The sequence below is a fragment of the Streptomyces sp. NRRL WC-3742 genome, from assembly GCF_000720635.1.
Classification (GTDB): domain Bacteria; phylum Actinomycetota; class Actinomycetes; order Streptomycetales; family Streptomycetaceae; genus Kitasatospora.
This window is the reverse complement of sequence record NZ_JOCF01000002.1, coordinates 16,607-34,235: the sequence shown is the minus strand read 5'-3', so window position 1 is coordinate 34,235 and position 17,629 is coordinate 16,607. Positions and strand designations below refer to the sequence as shown.

The following is a 17,629-nucleotide window of genomic DNA, read 5'->3' as shown; positions in this document are numbered from 1 at the left end:
AGCCGGTGAAACGGCCCTCCGCGGGCCCGGGCGGACCCGGTTGTCGGCGCGGTACGTCAGAATTGGCGGTGAGGACACCGAGGAACGGGAGCCAGCGGCGATGTCTGGGCTGATCGACACCACTGAGATGTACCTGCGCACCATCCTGGAGCTGGAGGAGGAGGGCATCGTTCCGATGCGTGCCCGCATCGCCGAACGCCTGGAACAGAGCGGCCCCACGGTCAGCCAGACGGTGGGCCGGATGGAACGGGACGGCCTGCTGCGGGTCGCGGGCGACCGCCACCTCGAGCTCACCGAGGAGGGGCGCCGGCTGGCGGTGCGGGTGATGCGCAAGCACCGCATCGCCGAGTGCCTGCTGGTCGACGTGATCGGGCTCGAGTGGGAGCAGGTGCACGAGGAAGCCTGCCGCTGGGAGCACGTGATGAGCGAGACGGTCGAGCGCAAGGTGCTCGCCATGCTCGGCCACCCCACCCAGTCCCCGTACGGCAACCCGATCCCGGGCCTGGACGAGCTCGGCGACACCAAGGCCGAGGGCGAGGGCTTCGACGCCGCGCTCGTCACGCTGGACACCGTCCGGCCGGGCGAGGCGGGCGCCAGCGTGGTCGTGCGCCGGATCGGCGAGCCGATCCAGACGGACGCCGAGCTGATGAGCACGCTGCGCCGGGCCGGGGTGCGCCCGGGCTCCACGGTGCGGGTGAGCGCCGGTGTGGGCGGCGTGCTGGTCGGCAGCGGGGACACCGCGGCGGAGCTGGGCAAGGACATCGCCCAGCACGTGTTCGTCGCCCAAGCCTGACGGCCTTCCGGAAGACGGCTTTCCGGGACATGTGGAAGGGCCCGCCGCTCCCCGTGCGGCGGGCCCTTCCCGTCCTCCCCGTCCCCTCCGTCCCTCCCGGTCCCCTCCACCGCCGCGCCCGGCTTCCCCGTCCGAGCGCCCCTCCGGCGTCCCCTCGCACAGCCATTCCTCCCCTCGGCCGATCATGGCAATCCTTGAGCGCTGTCACTCGTACGGGCGGCTTTCCCCCTCTGACCAGCGGGTATCTCCCGGCCTTATCCGCGCATGCGTGTGACGGGCCCCGCCTCCGGTGGGAGGCGGGGCCCGTCAGTCGCGGCGCGTGGTGTCGCACCGGGCACGCCCTCACCCGGATAGGCGCAGGGCGTCCGCTCGGGGGGTCAGACCGTGGCCGGCTGGGCGGCCGCCTGAGGGTGCTGCGCGGGCGCCTCGCGGCCGCAGGCGTACGCCAGTGGGCTGATCAGCTCGGCGGCGTCCGGCAGCCAGCGGTTGGACTCGGAGGGCGAGCGCGCCCACTGGGCGTAGCCGGTGGAGCCGATCCGCGAGGGCGGGGCGACCGTCCAGTCCCCCTCGCCGCGGGCGACCAGGTCCAGCCGGCCGAGCGGCCAGCCGAGCTTGCGCAGCATCTCCGGCAGCTTCGCCGCCACCCCGGGCAGCACCAGGAAGTGCAGCCGCCGCCCGGCCCGGCCGGGGGAGGAGGGCAGGACCACGACCGGACCGAGCTGGAGGTCCATCCGCTCCATCCGCGCCAGCGCCAGGCAGCCGGCCGTCTCCGGCACGTCCAGGACGTCGAAGGAGCGGCCGGTGGGCAGCAGGATCGAGGCCCGGGGCCGCTCGGTCCACCAGCGCCGCACCGCGCCGGGGCCCGCGCTCGCCCTGCCGGCCCAGTCCGCGTCCAGCGGGTGGGCGCCCGGCAGCGCGCAGCGCAGGTCGCCGCAGGAGCAGCGGGCGGGCCCGTCTCCGTCGACGATCCAGGCGCCCGGGGTGACCTCCCAGTGGCGGTTCTCGGCGTAGCTGACGGCTTCGATCAGCAGCGGGGGCAGGCCGGCGTTCTCGCGTCGGGCGGGGGAGTCGGGGGTGTCGTCCACGCGCTGCTCAACTACCGTGTGTGAGGCGGGTTACGGCCCGGCGGCCCCCGGTCGGCCGCATCCCGCCAATGTCACCCGATCCGGTTACTCGACCGAGTTGGCGCGGGCGGGGGTGGGCGCAGTGGGGGCGCACAGGGGCATTCACCAGGGCGCGTGGGGGGTGCGGTTCGTCACCGTGGGTATCCCGCTGGCGTTGCTGATCGCTAACCTGGTGTCAGATTCCTTTGACGGTCGGACAGTCGGCAACAGATCAGCAGAATCGTCGCCCACCGGCCGGGCCGGAGGGTGTGGGGAGGCGAAGTCCAGATGGCCGCGAGACCACTCGTCGCACGACAGCCCAACGAGCGTCTGCAGCAACTGATCCAGGAGGCCAGTTGCTCCAACGCCGGTCTCGCCCGCAGGGTCAACCTCTGCGGAGCCGAACACGGCCTGGACCTGCGCTACGACAAGACCTCCGTCGCCCGCTGGCTGCGCGGCCAGCAGCCGCGCGGGCAGGCCCCGGCCGTGATCGCCGAGGCCCTCGGCCGCAAGCTCGGCCGCAGCGTGTCGGTCGAGGAGATCGGCATGGCCGACGGCAAGAACCTCAGCTCCGGCATAGGACTCCAGTTCGCGCCCACGCTGGGCGCCGCCCTCGAGCAGGTCTGCGAACTGTGGCGCAGCGACGTCGGCCGCCGCGACTTCCTCACCGGCGCGACGGTCGCCGCCTCCGCCCTCGTCGAGCCCAGCCGCGACTGGCTCATCACCCCGCCCGACCCGATGGTCGCCCGCGCCGGAGGGCCCCGCGTCGGCCCGACCGACGTGGCCGCGATCAAGGCCACCACCGACATGCTCGTCGACCTCGACCACCGCTTCGGCAGCGGCCACGTGCGCCCGGTCGTCGTCCACTACCTCAACTCCGTGGTCTCCGGCCTGCTCGGCGGCGCCTACCGCGAGGAGACCGGCCGCCAACTCTTCGCCGCCGTCGCCCGGTTGACCGAACTGGCCGGCTACATGGCGGTGGACACCGGCCAGCCGGGCCTCGCCCAGCGCTACTACATCCAGGCGCTGCGCCTGGCCCAGGCCGCCGACGACCGCGGCTACGGCGGCTACGTGCTCGCCGCCTCCATGAGCCACCTCGCCGCGACCCTCGGCAACCCCCGGGAGATCGCCCAACTCGCCCGCGCCGCCCAGGAGGGCGCCCGCAGCGTCGCCACCCCCACCGCGATGGCCATGTTCTACGCCGCCGAGGCCCGCGGCCACGCCCTGCTCGGCGACACCCGCTCCTGCGAGGCGGTCTCCGCCAAGGCCCTGGAGGCGATGGAGAAGCGCCGCCCCGAGGACGACCCGGACTGGATCGCCCACTTCGACGACGCCTACCTCGCCGACGAACTCGCCCACTGCCACCGGGACCTGGAACAGGCCGGCCAGGCCGAGCACTACGCCCGCCGGGCGCTCGACCTGCACCCGCCGACCCGGGTGCGCCGCCGCGCGGTGGACCTCGTGCTGCTCGCCACCGCCCAGCTCCAGCAGCGGGACCTGGAGCGGGCCTGCGAGACCGGCGCCCAGGCGGTGCGGCTGCTGAGCGGGCTGCGCTCCAACCGGGGCGTGGAGTACCTGGACGAGTTCCGCCGCCGTCTGGAGCCCTACCGGGAGCAGCGGGTGGTGCGCGAGTTCCACGCCAGGGCGGACGCCGAGGCGGCCTGACCTGCGGAAGGAGCACCTGGAGGCGTTCGGAGGCGGAGCGCCGTCCGTGCAGGGAGCGTGTGGGATCGTCCCGCCCACGTGGTCACCCGGTGAGGTGAACCGGTAGCGTGGGCGCGACGTCCAAGGAACTGTGATGCTCCCAAGAACCGACGAGATGTGGTCCGCCGTCAGCGCGCGGTCCGGCCCAGGTGAGGAATCGCGTTGAGCCAGCGACGCTCGTACCCCAACTCGGGGGACTTCAACCTGGACGACCTGTTCCGCCCCGAACCCGGGCAGCAGCAGGCGCAGCCGACGCCGCCGCACGGCGTCGCGCCACAGCCCGTACAGCCCCAGCAGGCCCCGTTCCAGCAGCCCCAGCCGCCCCACCAGCCCCAGCCGGGCCCGTACGGGCAGCAGCCGTCCGGGCAGCCGGAGTACTTCGGCGAGGGCGGGTACCTGCCGCCGGGCCACGGGGCGCCGGTCCAGCAGCAGGGCGGCTGGGCGCCGCAGGCCGATCCGGCGCCGGAGACCCAGCACCTGCCGCCGTACCCGAGCGGCGACCCGCACCAGCAGGGCGGTTACGCGGCGGCGCCGGCCGGCTACCCGCAGCAGGCGCAGCCGTACCAGCCCGAGTCCGTCTACCAGTCGGAGCCCGCCTACCAGCCCGAGCCCGCCTACCCGCAGCAGGCGCAGGCGCAGCCGGGCGAGGAGCCGCCCGCCCGCAGGAACCGCCCGTCCGGGAGGCTGATCGCCGGCGGCGTGGTGGCCGGCTGCGCGGCGGCGGGCATCCTGGTCGCCGTGCTGATGGGCGGCGGGGAGGACCCGACTCCGGACAAGAAGACGCCGGTGGCCGCCACCAGCGGCAACTCCGCCGGCCAGGCGAGCGGCACCGGCTCGGGCGCCCCGGTCGACCCGGCTGTGAAGGCGCAGGCCCAGGCCCTCTCGGACCTGCTGGGCACGGCCAGCGACAGCCGCACCTCGGTGGTCTCCGCCGTGGCCTCGGTGCAGAAGTGCGACAAGCTGCCCGAGTCGCAGCAGGCGCTCACCGCGGCGGCCGGCAAGCGGCGCGAGCTGCAGACCAAGCTCGGCCAGCTCAAGACGGACAAGCTGCCCGGCGGCCAGCAGCTGGTCGACCAGCTGAACGCGGCCTGGACGGCCTCGGCCTCGGCCGACGACGAGTACGCGGCCTGGGCGGGCGACATGCAGGGCGGCTGCGACGCCAAGAAGACCGACAACCAGCACTACAAGAACGCGGTGGCCTCCAGCGGCACGGCGACCACGGCGAAGAAGCAGGCGTCGACGCTGTGGGGCACCGTCGCCGGCCAGACGGGCCTGCCCACCCGCACCGACGGCGACCTGTAGACACAGGAAGGGCGGGGGCCCTGGAGAGGACCCCCGCCACGACCCGGTACGACCCGGTACGGATGCGCTACGCCGGCGGGCGGCCCTTGGTGAGCACCCAGCGGACGTCGACGAAGCCGGGCTGCGCCTGGGTCATCCGGCCGCCCTTGACCACCTGGTAGGTGATCCAGGTGTTCACCAGCCGGGGCGACTCGGTGCTGGGCAGCATGTTGGTGGGTCCCCAGTTCAGCGACGGGATGAGCCCGACGTCGATACCCTCGCCGCTGTCCAGCAGCGCGGCCACCGACTTCGCGGTGACCTCCTTGCCGGCCGCCGAGAGCTTCTCCGAGACGACCCGGAACACCTCGTACGAGACCCAGGTGGTCTGCACGCCCGGGTCGGAGACGTCGATGGTGCGCCCGCCGGTGGTGTCGGCGCGCACCACCGCGCGCAGCCCGTCCCAGATCCTCGCGGACTCCGGCGGGTACCAGCTGGTGACCATGGCGCCGGAGAGCGGGCCGCTGTCGCCGCCGGTGGAGTCGACCACCGACTGCTGGACGCTGCCGATCACCGAGGCGATCCGGGTGTTCCTCGGGGCGAGCCGGCGGTAGGAGTCGAGCAGGTTGCCGGTCGGCTGGGCGGCGAGGGCGCTGGTGACGCAGTTGCCCGGCTCGTCCTTGCCGATCGCCTTGCGGGCGACCTGGGCGTAGTCGCTGGACTGCTCGGGCGCCTTGACGTCCAGGAGCTTGACCCCGGCCGGCTTGAGCGCGGTGGCCAGGTAGCCGAGCAGGTTGTCGCCGGCCCTGGTGTCCGGCCGCACCAGCGAGATGGACTTGCAGCCGGCCTCGACCAGCTGGCGTCCGCTGCCGCCGATCAGGGCGGGCAGGCCGCCGTCCACCGGGTAGGACAGGGGGCTGGAGAACTCGGGCTGCGAGAGCCCGTAGCCGCCGATCAGCGGGATGCCGGCGCGCTCCAGCACGGGCATGAAGTCGTCGCCGAACTGGCTGTAGGAGCCGATCACGGCGACGGCCTTGGCGTCCACGGCCTGCTGGGCGCAGGCTTTGGCGCCGTCGGCGCTGTTGTGCTCGTTGCAGGTGAGCACCCGCAGGCGGTGGCCGTTCAGCCCGCCCTTGAGGTTGACGTCCTTGCCGACGGCCTCGGCGAGTTCGGTCATGCCGGGCCGGTCGGCTCCGGTGCCGGACGGTGCCCAGGTCATCACCGTCAGGTCGCCGCTGGTGGAGGCATCGGCCGGTCCGCCGCACGCGGAGGCCGAGAAGAGGGTGGGGAACAGCACCGCCGCGGTCGCGGCGGCGGCGATCGGGCGGCGCCGGGAGCGTCTCGCGATCGCGGGACGGCGGCCCGGGTTGGGGTCCCTTCGGCTGGTCATCGGTGCTTCCCTCTCTGGAGCGCCCTTCGGCGCGCCGGAACCACCCAAGCCCCGGCGTCACACGCCGAGAGGGCCGAAAACCGAACGGATGGGAAACGGAAGCCGAACTCCGGTTCCGAACGCGTGTAGATCGCGAGTGGAGTCGAAACGGATGGGGAACGTACGATCGTCATTCATGTCCGTCGGCACAGAATCTTCGTACCGGTCTGCCCGAAACCCTTCTCGCGCGGGCCACCGCTCCAGCACGATGGGCGGCATGCCGCTCAACGACCTGCCCTGGTGGCGCTGGCGAGCCCGACTGCGCTCGGCGCTGCACATGCTCTCCGACCCCGGCTTCCAGCAGGAAGCCTGGCTGACCGGCCGTGACGGCTACGGGGACGTCACCGACGCCGTCTACCGGCTCGTCGAGGACACCTGGCTGGACCGCTGGTCCGCCGAGAAGTACGTCGGCTCGATGCTGCGCGACTCCGCCGAGGCGTCCCTGGTGGACACCGCCGTGCTGAGGGCCGTCCAGATGCTCCACGAGGTCGGCGCGGACGCCCCCGCCGCCGCCTACCTCGGCCACCCCGGCTGGCCCGAGACGGTGCGCGCCGCCCGCGAGGCCCACGTCGCCCTGGCCCTCGGCGACGGGGACGACCCCGACGCCGCCCCCAAGTCCCTCGACGTGCTGCGCATCCTCACCTCCGTCTGAAGCCCGTCTTGCGGTACGAGCAGCGCGCTCACCGGCCGCCCGGGGTGTGACAGGCTGGACCGCTCGCGCACCCCGCGCCGCACGACCTCTCCGAACAACCGAACAGCTCCGAACAACCCCGAACAACCCAGAACAACCCCGAACAGCTCCGACGACCTCAGGACGGGATACCCCCAGTGGAACAGCAGCCGGCCAGCGCCCAGTACGTCCTCACGCTGTCCTGCCCCGACAAGCAGGGCATCGTCCACGCTGTCTCCAGCTACCTCTTCATGACCGGCTGCAACATCATCGACAGCCAGCAGTTCGGGGACGGGGACAGCGGGCTGTTCTTCATGCGGGTGCACTTCTCCGCCGCCGAGCCCGTCACGGCCGACAAGCTGCGCGCCAGCTTCGCCGCGATCGGCGCCTCCTTCGGGATGGACTGGCAGATCCACCCGACCGAGGAGAAGATGCGGATCGTCCTGATGGTCAGCAAGTTCGGGCACTGCCTGAACGACCTGCTCTACCGCACCCGGATCGGCGCCCTGCCGGTGGAGATCGCCGCCGTGGTCTCCAACCACACCGACCTGCGCGACCTGACCGAGAGCTACGGCATCCCCTTCCACCACATCCCGGTCACCCGGGACACCAAGGCCGAGGCCGAGCAGCAGCTCCTCGACCTCGTGGCCAAGGAGAACGTCGAACTCGTCGTGCTCGCCCGCTACATGCAGGTCCTCTCCGACCAGCTGTGCACCGCGCTGTCCGGCCGGGTGATCAACATCCACCACTCCTTCCTGCCGAGCTTCAAGGGCGCCAAGCCCTACCACCAGGCGCACACCCGCGGCGTGAAGCTGATCGGCGCCACCGCCCACTACGTCACCGCCGACCTCGACGAGGGCCCGATCATCGAGCAGGAGGTGGCCCGCGTCACCCACGACGTCAGCCCCGACCAGCTGGTGGCGCTCGGCCGGGACGTCGAGTGCCAGGCGCTGGCCCGCGCGGTCAAGTGGCACAGCGAGCACCGGGTGCTGCTCGACGGCACGCGCACCGTCGTCTTCGCCTGAGCCTCCGCGGCCGGTTCCTCCACGGCCGGTTCCTCTACGGCCGGTTCCTCTACGGCCGCGACAGCAGCGGCAGCGCGTGCAGCACCTCGCGGACCGCGGCCCGGTCCCCGTGCGAGCCGACCGGCAGCCGGTCCGGGTCGCGGTGGGCGGCGGCCAGCTGGCACAGCTCCAGGGCGTCCATCAGCATCGTCGCCACCGGCTCCCCGGCCGGCGGCCCCGCCTGCGGGCCGTCCAGCGGCACCAGCCACTCGCCGCCCGCCGGGCCGTCCACCACCAGCCGCAGCCGGCGCCCGCCCCGCGCCCGCGCGTCCCGTGCGGCCGGGGCCCCGGCGTGCTCGGGGCGGGCGGCCCGCAGCCCGGCCAGCGCCGAGGGCAGCAGCCGCACCGTCAGGTCCACCATCTGCCGCAGGTGCTGCGGCGCCGGCGGCGCGTACGGGTAGGCGACCGCGCGGGCCACGTCCTCACCGTGCACGTAGCACTCGAAGGCGCGGTCCACGAAGGCGTCGCGCAGCGGCATCACCGCGAAGCCGAAGTCGACCGGGGTGTTGCCCTGCGGGGCGAGCGCGGCGCTGCGCACCAGGTCGTGGGTGAGCCGGCGCCACCGGGCGCGCACCGACTGCGGCGGCTGCCCGGCCTGGTCGGCGATCAGCCGGGCCGTGCGCCCGGACACCCCCGCGTACGGCCCGCCCTGTGGCGGCACCCGCGGCGCCGCGTACGGGACGGGAGCGGGCGCGTCCTGCGGCGGCACCCGGGGGAGCGGGACGGGCACGGTGCCCGCGCCCGGTGCGGCGGGCACCGGATCGGGCAGGCCCAGGGCCAGTGCCAGGTAGCCGTCCACCGCGCTCAGGTGGCACAGCACCTCGGCCGGGCGCAGCTGCTCGGTGCCGCCGTGCCAGGGCAGTTCGGCGACCTCCTGCCACTCCTGCGGGCCGAGGTCGCGCAGCAGCGCGTCCAGCTTGGCGGTCTCCGCCGTGTACGGAACGCCCCAGGCGGGGACGGGCAGTTGGGCCGGGCGGCGGGCCAGGCACCAGTCGAGGACCTGCTGGCGCAGCGAGCCGGGCTGGTCCAGCGGCTCCTCCAGGGAGAGCCAGCCGGCGGCCTCGCGCAGCCGGGCAGCCTCGGCGGCGCACTCCGGGCAGGCGCGCAGGTGCCGCTCCAACTCGGCCGCCTCGTGCGGCGGGCAGGCGCCGAGGGCGAAGGCGCCGAGCAGCGAGCGCAGGGCGTCGTGCTGCTCCTCGGTACTCGTCACGTGCCCCCGTCCCCCGTCGTGCCGTCGTTCGCCGTCCCGTCCCCGTGCGCGTCCCCCGGCTCGCCGTGCGCCGTGCCGCCCGTGCCGCCCGGGTCGTCGCCGTGGCGGGCGCGCTCCTCGGCCAGTTCGGCGGCCAGTTCGGTGGCCAGCAGGTCCAGGCCGAGCCGCATCCGCTGCTTGGCGGCCTGCTCGCTGATGCCGAGCAGCCGGGCCGTCTCCTGGTAGGTGCGGCCGTCGTAGTACGTCACGGCGATGGTCTCACGCAGCGGCCCGGGCAGGGAGTCGACCACGTACTGCATGCGCGCGGCGGTGGCGACCGTGCGGATCTCCTCCTCGGCGGCGCTCTCCGCCGCTCCCGTCGGGGCGGCTCCGGCGGGGACGAACTCGGCGGCGCGGGCGGCCCGCAGGCGGTCGACGGCGCGGCGGTGGGTGAGGGCGCCGAGCCAGGAGCGCAGCGAGCCCTGGGCGGGGTCGAACTCCTCGGGGTGCTCCCAGACGTGGGCGAAGATCTCGCGGGTGAGCTGGGCGGCGGCGGCCTGGTCGCCGAGGACGCGCCCGGCCAGGCCGTGCACCATCGGCGAGAGCCGGTCGTAGAGTTCGCCGAGCGCGGTCTCCTCGCCCCGTGCGAGCCGGCGCTGCAACTGTTCGTCCCAGCGCGGGTTCTCGTCCGGGGCGGCCATCGGGAACCACCCTCTCCTGCCCGGGTTCTCTGGCGACTCCCACGGTATCCCGGGGCCGGGGCGCGACGGGCGTGAATCGGTCAAGAACGGAACCCGCTCTCGCGGATCCGCGGGCGCGGTCGCGGTGTTCGGGCGCGGGCGGGGAGGGTTCTTCGGACGATGGGACGATCCGCTGGTGGGACGGTCCGTCGATGCCCCTGTTCGAGAGGTGCTGGACATATGTCGCACGGGTGGTTCGCGAGTGGCGGAGACGGTGTGAGGGGTGTGCGGCGGTAGGTTCCCGGCATGCGGGAATCCGGCCGGTCGGCCCGGGCCGGACGTGTGCCGGTGCGAGGTTCGCGAGAGTGAGCGGGACAGTATGCACCCCGTGTCCCCCGATCGCTGGAATATGCCCGAAGCGCTTGCTGCGGGCCGCCCGCCCACTCATCCTGGGGCGTATTCGAGCCGCGGCCGGTGCGTGACGGACGGTCGGGACGGCGTGGTCGGGACAGCACGGCCGGGTCCGCGTGGGCGGAGCGGGCGGGCGCGTACCCGGGGTTCACGAGGGTGCACGGAGACGACGGGCCGGGTGGCCGCGGGCGAGGTGCGAGGGCCCGCCGGTCCTCCCGTCCGGCCCGATCGGGACGATGGCCGAACTGCGAGTGCGGGTGGTGGAGCGGTGCAGGTTCTTCAGGTGCAGCTGGCGGTGCAGGCGGACCCGGCCGAGGTGGGCCGCGCCCGCCGGTGGGTGCGCTCGCGGCTGCTGAACCACGGGGTGGACCCGGACGCGCCGATGGCCGAGACGGTGGTGCTGGTGGTCTCCGAGCTCGTCACCAACGCCGTGGTGCACACCGGCTGTCCGGCCGTGCTGCGGCTCTGTCTGCCGGTGCCGGACTCCCCGGAACAGGAGCGGGCGACGGTCCCGCTGCGGGTGGAGGTCGCCGACGCCAGCCAGATCGCCCCGGCCCCCCGGCATGCGGGCGCGGACCAGGACGCCACCAACGGGCGGGGCCTGGAACTGGTCGAGCTGCTCTGCGAGCGCTGGGGCTGGTACCCGGACGGCAGCGGCAAGCGGGTCTGGTGCGAGATCGGCGCGGACGCCCGGCCCGCCGATCCGCTGGCGGGTGTCGACTGGGCGGCTTTGGCGCAATAGCGGCTACCGCGGCGGCCCGTGGGCGGGGTCGGCGGGCCGGCGGGTCGGCGGCCGATCACCGGCCGAAAGGTGACGCAACCATTCCGAATTTCCGACTACCCATTGACGTGACGTATCCGACTGATCACGCTTGGGTGCGGCTCTCCGTTGCGAGGGGACGCCGAGGGGCCGTCCGGCCGCCGCCACGGTGCTGCTGTCCAGGGGGAACGCGTCAGCAGGGGGGACCGTGGAACGCCGGCGGCGGGCCGCTCCTCGGCGAGTGCGGAGCACCCGGCACGGGATCAGGGCCCGTGTGCCGCGATCGGGCGGCGACCGACCGCGGCGCGTGCGGAGCGCCGTGGACGGCCGCCGTCCGGTTCGCCGCACCGGGCGGTGGCGGCGAGGGGGCGGGTTCCGGCCAACCGTCCAGTCCTCTCCCGGCGTTCACACGGGCAGCGTTCGTATGGGCAGTGCTCGTACGGGCAGCGTTCGTACGGGCAGTGCTCGCACGGGCGGCACCCGCTCGGGGGTCGGCCCTCAGCCCGCCACGGCCCTGAAGGTGCGCCGGTAGGCGCTCGGCGCCACGTCGAGGCGCCCGCGCAGCTGCAGCCGCAGCGAGGCGGCGGTGCCGAAACCGGACTCGCGGGCCACCTGGTCGATGCTCAGATCGGTGCGCTCCAGCAACTGCCGTGCCCGCTCGGTGCGCTGCACGGTGATCCACTGGCCGGGGCTGGCGCCGGTCTCCTCCCGGAAGCGCCGGGTGAAGGTGCGCACGCTCATGCCCGCCAGCTCCGCCAACTGCCGCAGCGCCAGCGGCTCGTCCAGGTGCTCCAGCGCCCAGGCGCGCACCGCCGCCGTGCCCTGCCCGGACGCCTCCGGCGGGCTCGGCGCCTCGACGTACTGCTTCTGGCCGCCCTCGCGCCACGGCGGCACCAGGCAGTTGCGGGCCACCGCGTTGGCCACCGCGCTGCCGTGGTCGCGGCGCACCACGTGCAGGCACAGGTCCACCCCGGCGGCGACCCCGCCGGAGGTGAGCACGTCCCCGTCGTCGGTGTAGAGCACGTCCGGGTCGAGTCGCACCGCGGGGAAGCGCTCGGCGAACAGCTGGGTGTAGCGCCAGTGCGTGGTGGCCGGTCGGCCGTCCAGCAGTCCGGCGGCGGCCAGCAGGAAGGAGCCGGTGCAGATCGACATCAGCCGGGTGCCGGGCCGGATGCGGGCCAGGGCGGCGGCCAGTTCGGGGGTGAAGGCGGCGTCCACGGTCTCCGGACTGGAGTCGGAGGAGGCGGGGATCACCACCGTGTCGGCCCGCTCCAGCAGTTCGGGCCCGTGGTCGACGGCGATGCGGAAGTCCGCGCTGGTGGCGACCGGTTCGCCGTCCAGGGTGCAGGTGGCGACCCGGTACGGCCGGCGGCCGTCCGCGTCCCGGGCGGAGCCGAAGATCCGTGCGGGGATGCCGAGTTCGAACGCGATCACGCCGTCCAGGGCGAGCACCGCGACCAGGTGCGTCATGCCGTCGCTCCTCGTTGGGGGGGGTCCGGGTCCTCGGGGATTCGGCTCCGTGGGGCCCGGGTCCTTGGGGCCCGGATCCTTGGGGGTCCGGGCCAGCGTACGCCCGGCGGTGGCCCGATTCTTGCGAAAGCTGTCGTTCAGGCCACTCGTCGCCGCCGCGGAGCCTCGGGAGACTCGACGGCGTGACCGAACGCAGCGCCCTCGCCCCCACCTCGGCCCCCGCGCCCGCCGACCGCCGACCCTCCCGCCCCCGGGTGCACTACGCCTGGATCGTGGCCGGCGTCGCCCTGCTCGTGCTGCTCGGCTCGGCCGGCTTCCGCTCCACGCCCAGCCTGATGATGGACGCCCTGCACAACGAGTTCGGCTGGTCGACCGGGACGATCGCCGCCGCCACCTCCGTCAACCTCACCCTCTACGGCCTCACCGCCCCCTTCGCCGCCGCCCTCATGGACCGCTTCGGCGTCCGGCTGGTCGTCGTCTGCGCCCTGCTCACCATCTCCACGGGCGCGGGCCTCACCATGCTGATGCGCCAGCCCTGGCAGCTGATGCTCTGCTGGGGCGTGCTGGTCGGCCTCGGCAGCGGCTCCATGGCCGGCGCCTTCGCCACCACCATCTCCGGCCGCTGGTTCCAGGCCCGCCAGGGACTCGTCACCGGCGTGCTCACCGCCGCCGGCGCGGCGGGCAACCTGGTCTTCCTGCCGGTCGGCGCCTGGCTGGTCGAGGAGCACGGCTGGCGCTCGGCCGTCGTCGTGGTCTCGCTCGCCGCCAGCGCCGTCGCCGTGCCCGTCCTGCTGCTGATGCGCGAGCGACCCGCCGACCTCGGCCTGCTCCCGTACGGCGCCACCGAGGCCCCGCCCGCACCCGTCCAGGGAGGCGGGGCGCTCGCCCGCTCCCTGCGGGTGCTGCGCGAGGCGGCCCGCACCCGGGCGTTCTGGCTGCTGGCAGGCTCCTTCGCCATCTGCGGCGCCACCACCGTCGGGCTGGTCGGCACCCACTTCATCCCCGCCGCCCACGACCACGGCATGCCCGTCACCGCCGCCGCGAGCCTGCTCGCCCTGATCGGCCTGTTCGACGTGGCGGGCACGGTGTTCAGCGGCTGGCTCACCGACCGCGTCGACTCCCGGTTGCTGCTCACCGTCTACTACGGGCTGCGCGGCCTGTCGCTGGTCCTGCTGCCGCAGCTGTTCGCCGGCTCGCTGGAGCCGCCGATCCTCGCCTTCGTCGTCTTCTACGGCCTGGACTGGGTGGCCACCGTGCCGCCGACCGTCGCCCTGTGCCGGCGCAACTTCGGCGAGGACGCGCCGATCGTCTTCGGCTGGGTGCTGGCCGCCCATCAGATCGGCGCCGCCGTCGTCGCGGGCCTGGCGGGCGCGGCCCGGGACGCGCTCGGCGACTACGACCTCACCTGGTACGGCGCCGGCGCGCTGTGCGCGGTCGCGGTCGGCCTCTGCCTGGCGCTGCGCGGCGGTCGTACGGCGGCTCCGGCGGCTCCGGCGGCGATGGTCTAGACCCCGTGGGGGAGCCGTCGGATCGGACGTCCAGGGCACGCCGTAGGCTCCGCGTCATGGCGCTCACCTTCACCCTGGACCCCAAGCCCGACTCCGACCTGCGCACCGCCGTGGTCGGGCTGTGGACCGACGTCACCAACGCCGGGGGAGCGGTCGGCTTCGTGGCCCCGGTCACCGAGGACGAGGTGTGGGAGACCGCCGAGCACCAGTTCGCCGGGATCGCCCCCGAGGGCCCCGACCGGCTGCTGGTCGCCCACGACGAGGCGACCGGGCGGCTGGTCGGGGTGCTGTTCTTCGAGTCGATGCGCTTCGACCTCATGGAGCACTGGCGGATGCTCAAGCGCGTCATGGTCCACCCCGACTTCCAGGGCCACGGCTACGGCGCCGCGCTCCTCGCCGAGGCCGAGCGCGTCGCCCGCGCCTGGGGCCTGGACTCGCTGCGGCTCAGCGCCCGCGGCGGCCAGGGGCTGGAGCGCTTCTACGCCCGCTGCGGCTACCGCGAGGTCGGCCGGGTGCCCGCCGCGATCCGCGTCGGCCCCGGCGACGACCGCGACGACATCACCATGTGGCTCGACCTGCGCTGACGGGCACGGGCGGGTGACCCGTCCTCGGTGCCGGGCGTCAGGCATGCTTCACTGGGATACCCACTGGGAGACACCACTGGGAGACCTCGCCCCCCGACCGGCTTGAAGGATGTGTCCGACGTGAGCAGCAGCAACGGCCAGGAGAAGTCGCACGCCACGCTCCGCTACACCTCGCTGCGGGTCAGCATCTTCCTCGCCTGCCTGCTGGTGTCGCTGCTGCTCGGCCACTTCGGGGTCATCCCGGTCAGCGGTGAGGCGGGCGTGATCTTCCTGTTCCTGCTGGCCGCCATCGCCTCCGCGCCGATCAGCTACGCGCTGCTGAGCAGGCAGCGCGACGCGATGTCCGAGCAGATCAGCACCAAGGTCACCGGGCTGCGCAGCCGCACCGCCGAGCGGATCGCCGCGCAGAACGCCGAGGAGGACGCGGCCGACGACGCCGCCCGCGCGGCCGCCGTCCGCCGGAACTGACCCCGGCACCGGCACCCTTGCCCGCCAACGACTCCTCCGGCACCTCCGGCCCCGCAGACCCGCCCCCCTCGGCTCCCGAGCACGCGGCCGGGACCTGGCCGGCCCCCGCGCGCCGGCCCACCGGACGGGACGTCGCCCGGCTCGCCGGCGTCTCCCAGGCCACCGTCTCGCTGGTCTTCTCCGGCTCCGAGGCCGGCCGCCGGGTCTCCGAGGCCACCCGGGAACGGGTACGCCAGGCCGCCCACAGCCTCGGCTACCGCCCGCAGGCCGCCGGCCGGCAACTGCGCCTCGGCCGCAGCGGGATGATCATGCTGGCGGTGCCCAACCTCCAGGGCCCCTTCTTCGGCCGGGTGCTCGAAGGCGTCCACGAGGAGGCCGCCCGGCACGGTCTGGAGGTCGTCGTCAGCTCCGGCTGGGGCGGCGCCACCCTCGCCGAGGCCGCCACCAGCAGCCGCTTCGACGGCCTGCTGATCTGCTCCCCCGACGACAGCCAGCTCGGCGAACTGCCCGCCGACACCCCCGCCGTCTACCTCGACGCCGACCCCGGCACCGACCGCACCCGCCCCACCGTCGAACTCGACGTCGGCGGCGGCATGCGCCGCGCCGTCGAACACCTCGCCGCCCTCGGCCACCGCCGCATCGGCCACCTGCGCTCCGTCCACTCCGCCTACACCTTCCGCGTCCGGCAGGCCGCCTTCGAGGCGGCCGTGCGCGAACTCGGCCTGGACGTGGTGGAGTCCGGGGTGCGCCTCAACGAGGGCCACGCCGCCGCCCGGCACGCGGCCGGCGTCATGCTGGAACGCCCCGACCACCCGCGCGCGGTGGTCTGCGACGACGACGTGGTCGCCTCCGGCGTCTACCAGGCCGCGGCGGAACGGGGGTTGAGGGTGCCCGACGACCTGTCGGTGGTCGGCATGGACAACGTGACGGTCGCCGCCCTGCTCGCCCCGCCGCTGACCACCGTCGACCTGCCCGGGGAGGAACTGGGCCGGGCCGGTGCCGCCGCCCTGGCCGGGCTGCTGCGCGGCGAGCCCGTCGCCCCGGTCGCGCCGCTGGCCACCTCGCTGGTGCTGCGCGCCTCCACGGCCGCGGCGGGCTGAACCCGCGGGTCGGGGAGCAGGTAAGTAGGGGAGCAGTGGAGCGGGGAAGTAGGGGAGCAGGGGAGCGGGGAAGTAGGGGAGCGGGGAACCGCGCCCGTCGGCCAGACCACCGGCGGGCGCGGTCGTATGCGGGGTGGCGGGTCAGCCCGCCAGGGGGAGGGCCAGCGCGGGAGCCGTCGGGGCGGGCGCCGTGCGGAACCAGCGGCGGGCGCCGAACAGCAGCAGGGCGCCGAGGGCGATCCCGCCGACCGCGCACAGCGCCACCGGGCGCAGCGAGCCCTCGGCGAGCTTGCCGGAGACGGCGTAGCCGAGCGAGTTGCCGGTGGCGAACAGCGTCACCAGCCAGGCGAACGCCTCCGTCACCGTCCCGGCCGGGGCCAGCTCCGCGACCAGGACGAACGCCGCCGCCAGCAGCGGGGCCAGCCCGATGCCCGACAGGAAGGCCAGCGCCGCCATCGCGTACGGCCCGGGCAGGGCGACCAGCGGCAGGTAGGAGGCGGCCATCGCGAGCGCCATCACCCAGGTGCGGGTGGCCGTGGTGCTGCGCCAGGAGACCATCCCGTAGGCGAGCGCCCCGAGCAGCCCGCCGAGGGCGGCCAGCGCCAGCAGGGTGCCGGCGCCGCCGGGCAGCGCGCCCGGGTGCTGCTCGGCGTAGGCGATGAACAGCACGTTCTGCGCGCCGACGGCCCAGCCGGCCCCGGCGAGGCCGACGACCAGCAGCACCAGCCCGGGGGAGCGCAGCGGCCCGAGCAGCCCGGCGGAGTGCTCCCGGGCGGGGGCGCGCCAGGCCCGGGCGGGTCCGGCGGTGGCGACGATCAGGGCGCCGGCCAGTCCGAGCCCGGCGGCGACCCAGAGCGCGGCGGCGGGGCTGAACAGCCCGGAGATGGTGGAGACGGCCAGCGGCCCGGCCACGTAGAGGATCTGCTGGGAGGCGGAGTCGAAGGCGTACGCGGTGTCGAGCCGGTCCTCGTCGACGACGTCCGGCCACAGGGAGCGCAGGCAGGGCTCGAGCGGGGGCATCGCGAGGCCCGCGACCGCGGCCCCGAGCGGCGCGGCGAGCGCGGAGCCGGGGGCGAGGGCGAGCAGGGCGTACCCGCCGCCGGCGACCACCGCGGAGGCCAGCAGGACGCGGGGCTGCCCGGTGCGGTCGACGATGCGGCCGAGCACGGGCCCGCCGACGGCGGCGGAGATCGCGTAGGCGGAGGTGGCGAGCCCGATCCGGCCGAACGGCACCCCGGCGTCGCGCAGGGCGAGTGCGATGACCAGGGCGGTCATGCCGGCGGGCAGTCGGCCGAGCAGGGTGCCGAGCAGCAGCCGGGTGACGTGCGGGGCGCGGAGCAGGGCGAGGTAGCCCATCGGTGGTCCTTCTCCAGTGGGCAGGCAGTGCTGTGGGAACGGAAGTGCTGTGCGAACGAAGT

At 74.6% G+C, this 17,629-nt stretch carries 16 protein-coding genes; 10 read left to right on the top strand and 6 right to left on the bottom strand.

The window, feature by feature from the left end; genetic code table 11:
* The first annotated feature begins 100 nt into the window (after positions 1–100).
* On the top strand, positions 101–793 hold the full coding sequence (locus tag IH61_RS0101585) for a metal-dependent transcriptional regulator (RefSeq protein WP_031063690.1): 693 nt from the start codon (positions 101–103) through the stop codon (positions 791–793).
* A gap of 377 nt (positions 794–1,170) precedes the next feature.
* Here the strand turns inward: IH61_RS0101585 and IH61_RS0101580 are convergent, their stop codons facing one another.
* Positions 1,171–1,878 (bottom strand): bifunctional DNA primase/polymerase, encoded by a 708-nt coding sequence (locus IH61_RS0101580; RefSeq protein WP_037971329.1) that lies wholly within the window; start codon positions 1,876–1,878, stop codon positions 1,171–1,173.
* Positions 1,879–2,184: 306 nt separating this feature from the next.
* Between IH61_RS0101580 and IH61_RS0101575 the strand changes: the two genes are divergently transcribed.
* Positions 2,185–3,561, top strand: a complete 1,377-nt coding sequence (locus IH61_RS0101575; protein WP_031063686.1) for a hypothetical protein — start codon at positions 2,185–2,187, stop codon at positions 3,559–3,561.
* A gap of 201 nt (positions 3,562–3,762) precedes the next feature.
* The gene (locus IH61_RS42370; RefSeq protein WP_031063684.1) at positions 3,763–4,902 is read left to right on the top strand and encodes a hypothetical protein; all 1,140 of its coding nucleotides are present in this window, start codon (positions 3,763–3,765) and stop codon (positions 4,900–4,902) included.
* A 67-nt stretch (positions 4,903–4,969) separates the two neighbouring features.
* On the opposite strand, the gene IH61_RS0101565 is transcribed toward IH61_RS42370, so the two are convergent.
* Positions 4,970–6,268, bottom strand: a complete 1,299-nt coding sequence (locus IH61_RS0101565; RefSeq protein ID WP_051836090.1) for an ABC transporter substrate-binding protein — start codon at positions 6,266–6,268, stop codon at positions 4,970–4,972.
* Positions 6,269–6,524: 256 nt separating this feature from the next.
* On the opposite strand from IH61_RS0101565, the gene IH61_RS0101560 reads away from it, so the two are divergent.
* Positions 6,525–6,959, top strand: a complete 435-nt coding sequence (locus tag IH61_RS0101560; RefSeq protein WP_420713818.1) for an SCO4402 family protein — start codon at positions 6,525–6,527, stop codon at positions 6,957–6,959.
* Positions 6,960–7,135: 176 nt separating this feature from the next.
* Positions 7,136–8,002, top strand: a complete 867-nt coding sequence (purU, locus tag IH61_RS0101555; RefSeq protein ID WP_420713817.1) for a formyltetrahydrofolate deformylase — start codon at positions 7,136–7,138, stop codon at positions 8,000–8,002.
* Positions 8,003–8,051: 49 nt separating this feature from the next.
* Here purU and IH61_RS0101550 read toward each other — a convergent pair whose 3' ends face one another.
* Both IH61_RS0101550 and IH61_RS0101545 read right to left on the bottom strand, forming a co-directional pair.
* Complete coding sequence (locus tag IH61_RS0101550) at positions 8,052–9,251, bottom strand: zf-HC2 domain-containing protein (RefSeq protein WP_031063675.1); 1,200 nt, start codon at positions 9,249–9,251, stop codon at positions 8,052–8,054.
* The gene (locus tag IH61_RS0101545; RefSeq protein WP_063763113.1) at positions 9,248–9,931 is read right to left on the bottom strand and encodes a sigma-70 family RNA polymerase sigma factor; all 684 of its coding nucleotides are present in this window, start codon (positions 9,929–9,931) and stop codon (positions 9,248–9,250) included. Before IH61_RS0101545 ends, IH61_RS0101550 begins: the two co-directional genes overlap by 4 nt.
* 658 nt (positions 9,932–10,589) lie before the next feature.
* On the opposite strand from IH61_RS0101545, the gene IH61_RS0101540 reads away from it, so the two are divergent.
* Positions 10,590–11,063 carry an ATP-binding protein gene (locus tag IH61_RS0101540; protein WP_063763112.1) on the top strand — a complete coding sequence of 158 codons (474 nt, stop codon included), beginning with the start codon at positions 10,590–10,592 and terminating at the stop codon, positions 11,061–11,063.
* A gap of 516 nt (positions 11,064–11,579) precedes the next feature.
* Here the strand turns inward: IH61_RS0101540 and IH61_RS0101535 are convergent.
* Entirely contained in the window at positions 11,580–12,551 is a 972-nt protein-coding gene (locus IH61_RS0101535; RefSeq protein ID WP_031063668.1) for a GlxA family transcriptional regulator, read from the bottom strand.
* Between the two features lie 182 nt (positions 12,552–12,733).
* Between IH61_RS0101535 and IH61_RS0101530 the strand changes: the two genes are divergently transcribed.
* The 4 genes from IH61_RS0101530 to IH61_RS0101515 all read left to right on the top strand — a co-directional run bounded on the left by IH61_RS0101530 (position 12,734) and on the right by IH61_RS0101515 (position 16,211).
* Positions 12,734–14,059, top strand: a complete 1,326-nt coding sequence (locus IH61_RS0101530; protein ID WP_037971326.1) for an MFS transporter — start codon at positions 12,734–12,736, stop codon at positions 14,057–14,059.
* 56 nt (positions 14,060–14,115) lie between these two features.
* The gene (locus tag IH61_RS0101525; RefSeq protein WP_031063665.1) at positions 14,116–14,643 is read left to right on the top strand and encodes a GNAT family N-acetyltransferase; all 528 of its coding nucleotides are present in this window, start codon (positions 14,116–14,118) and stop codon (positions 14,641–14,643) included.
* A 120-nt stretch (positions 14,644–14,763) separates the two neighbouring features.
* The gene (locus tag IH61_RS0101520; protein WP_031063663.1) at positions 14,764–15,111 is read left to right on the top strand and encodes a DUF4229 domain-containing protein; all 348 of its coding nucleotides are present in this window, start codon (positions 14,764–14,766) and stop codon (positions 15,109–15,111) included.
* Positions 15,112–15,128: 17 nt separating this feature from the next.
* Positions 15,129–16,211 carry a LacI family DNA-binding transcriptional regulator gene (locus IH61_RS0101515; protein ID WP_051836089.1) on the top strand — a complete coding sequence of 361 codons (1,083 nt, stop codon included), beginning with the start codon at positions 15,129–15,131 and terminating at the stop codon, positions 16,209–16,211.
* 141 nt (positions 16,212–16,352) lie between these two features.
* Here IH61_RS0101515 and IH61_RS0101510 read toward each other — a convergent pair whose 3' ends face one another.
* On the bottom strand, positions 16,353–17,567 hold the full coding sequence (locus IH61_RS0101510) for an MFS transporter (RefSeq protein WP_031063659.1): 1,215 nt from the start codon (positions 17,565–17,567) through the stop codon (positions 16,353–16,355).
* Positions 17,568–17,629: the final 62 nt, after the last annotated feature.

Bases quoted from the DNA above. Each gene is read 5' to 3' on its own strand.
- IH61_RS0101585 (WP_031063690.1), top strand. From the start codon at position 101: ATGTCTGGGCTGATCGACACCACTGAGATGTACCTGCGCACCATCCTG.
- IH61_RS0101575 (WP_031063686.1), top strand. From the start codon at position 2,185: ATGGCCGCGAGACCACTCGTCGCACGACAGCCCAACGAGCGTCTGCAG.
- IH61_RS0101565 (WP_051836090.1), bottom strand. From the start codon at position 6,268: ATGACCAGCCGAAGGGACCCCAACCCGGGCCGCCGTCCCGCGATCGCG.
- IH61_RS0101560 (WP_420713818.1), top strand. From the start codon at position 6,525: ATGCCGCTCAACGACCTGCCCTGGTGGCGCTGGCGAGCCCGACTGCGC.
- IH61_RS0101545 (WP_063763113.1), bottom strand. From the start codon at position 9,931: ATGGCCGCCCCGGACGAGAACCCGCGCTGGGACGAACAGTTGCAGCGC.
- IH61_RS0101535 (WP_031063668.1), bottom strand. From the start codon at position 12,551: ATGACGCACCTGGTCGCGGTGCTCGCCCTGGACGGCGTGATCGCGTTC.
- IH61_RS0101525 (WP_031063665.1), top strand. From the start codon at position 14,116: ATGGCGCTCACCTTCACCCTGGACCCCAAGCCCGACTCCGACCTGCGC.
- IH61_RS0101510 (WP_031063659.1), bottom strand. From the start codon at position 17,567: ATGGGCTACCTCGCCCTGCTCCGCGCCCCGCACGTCACCCGGCTGCTG.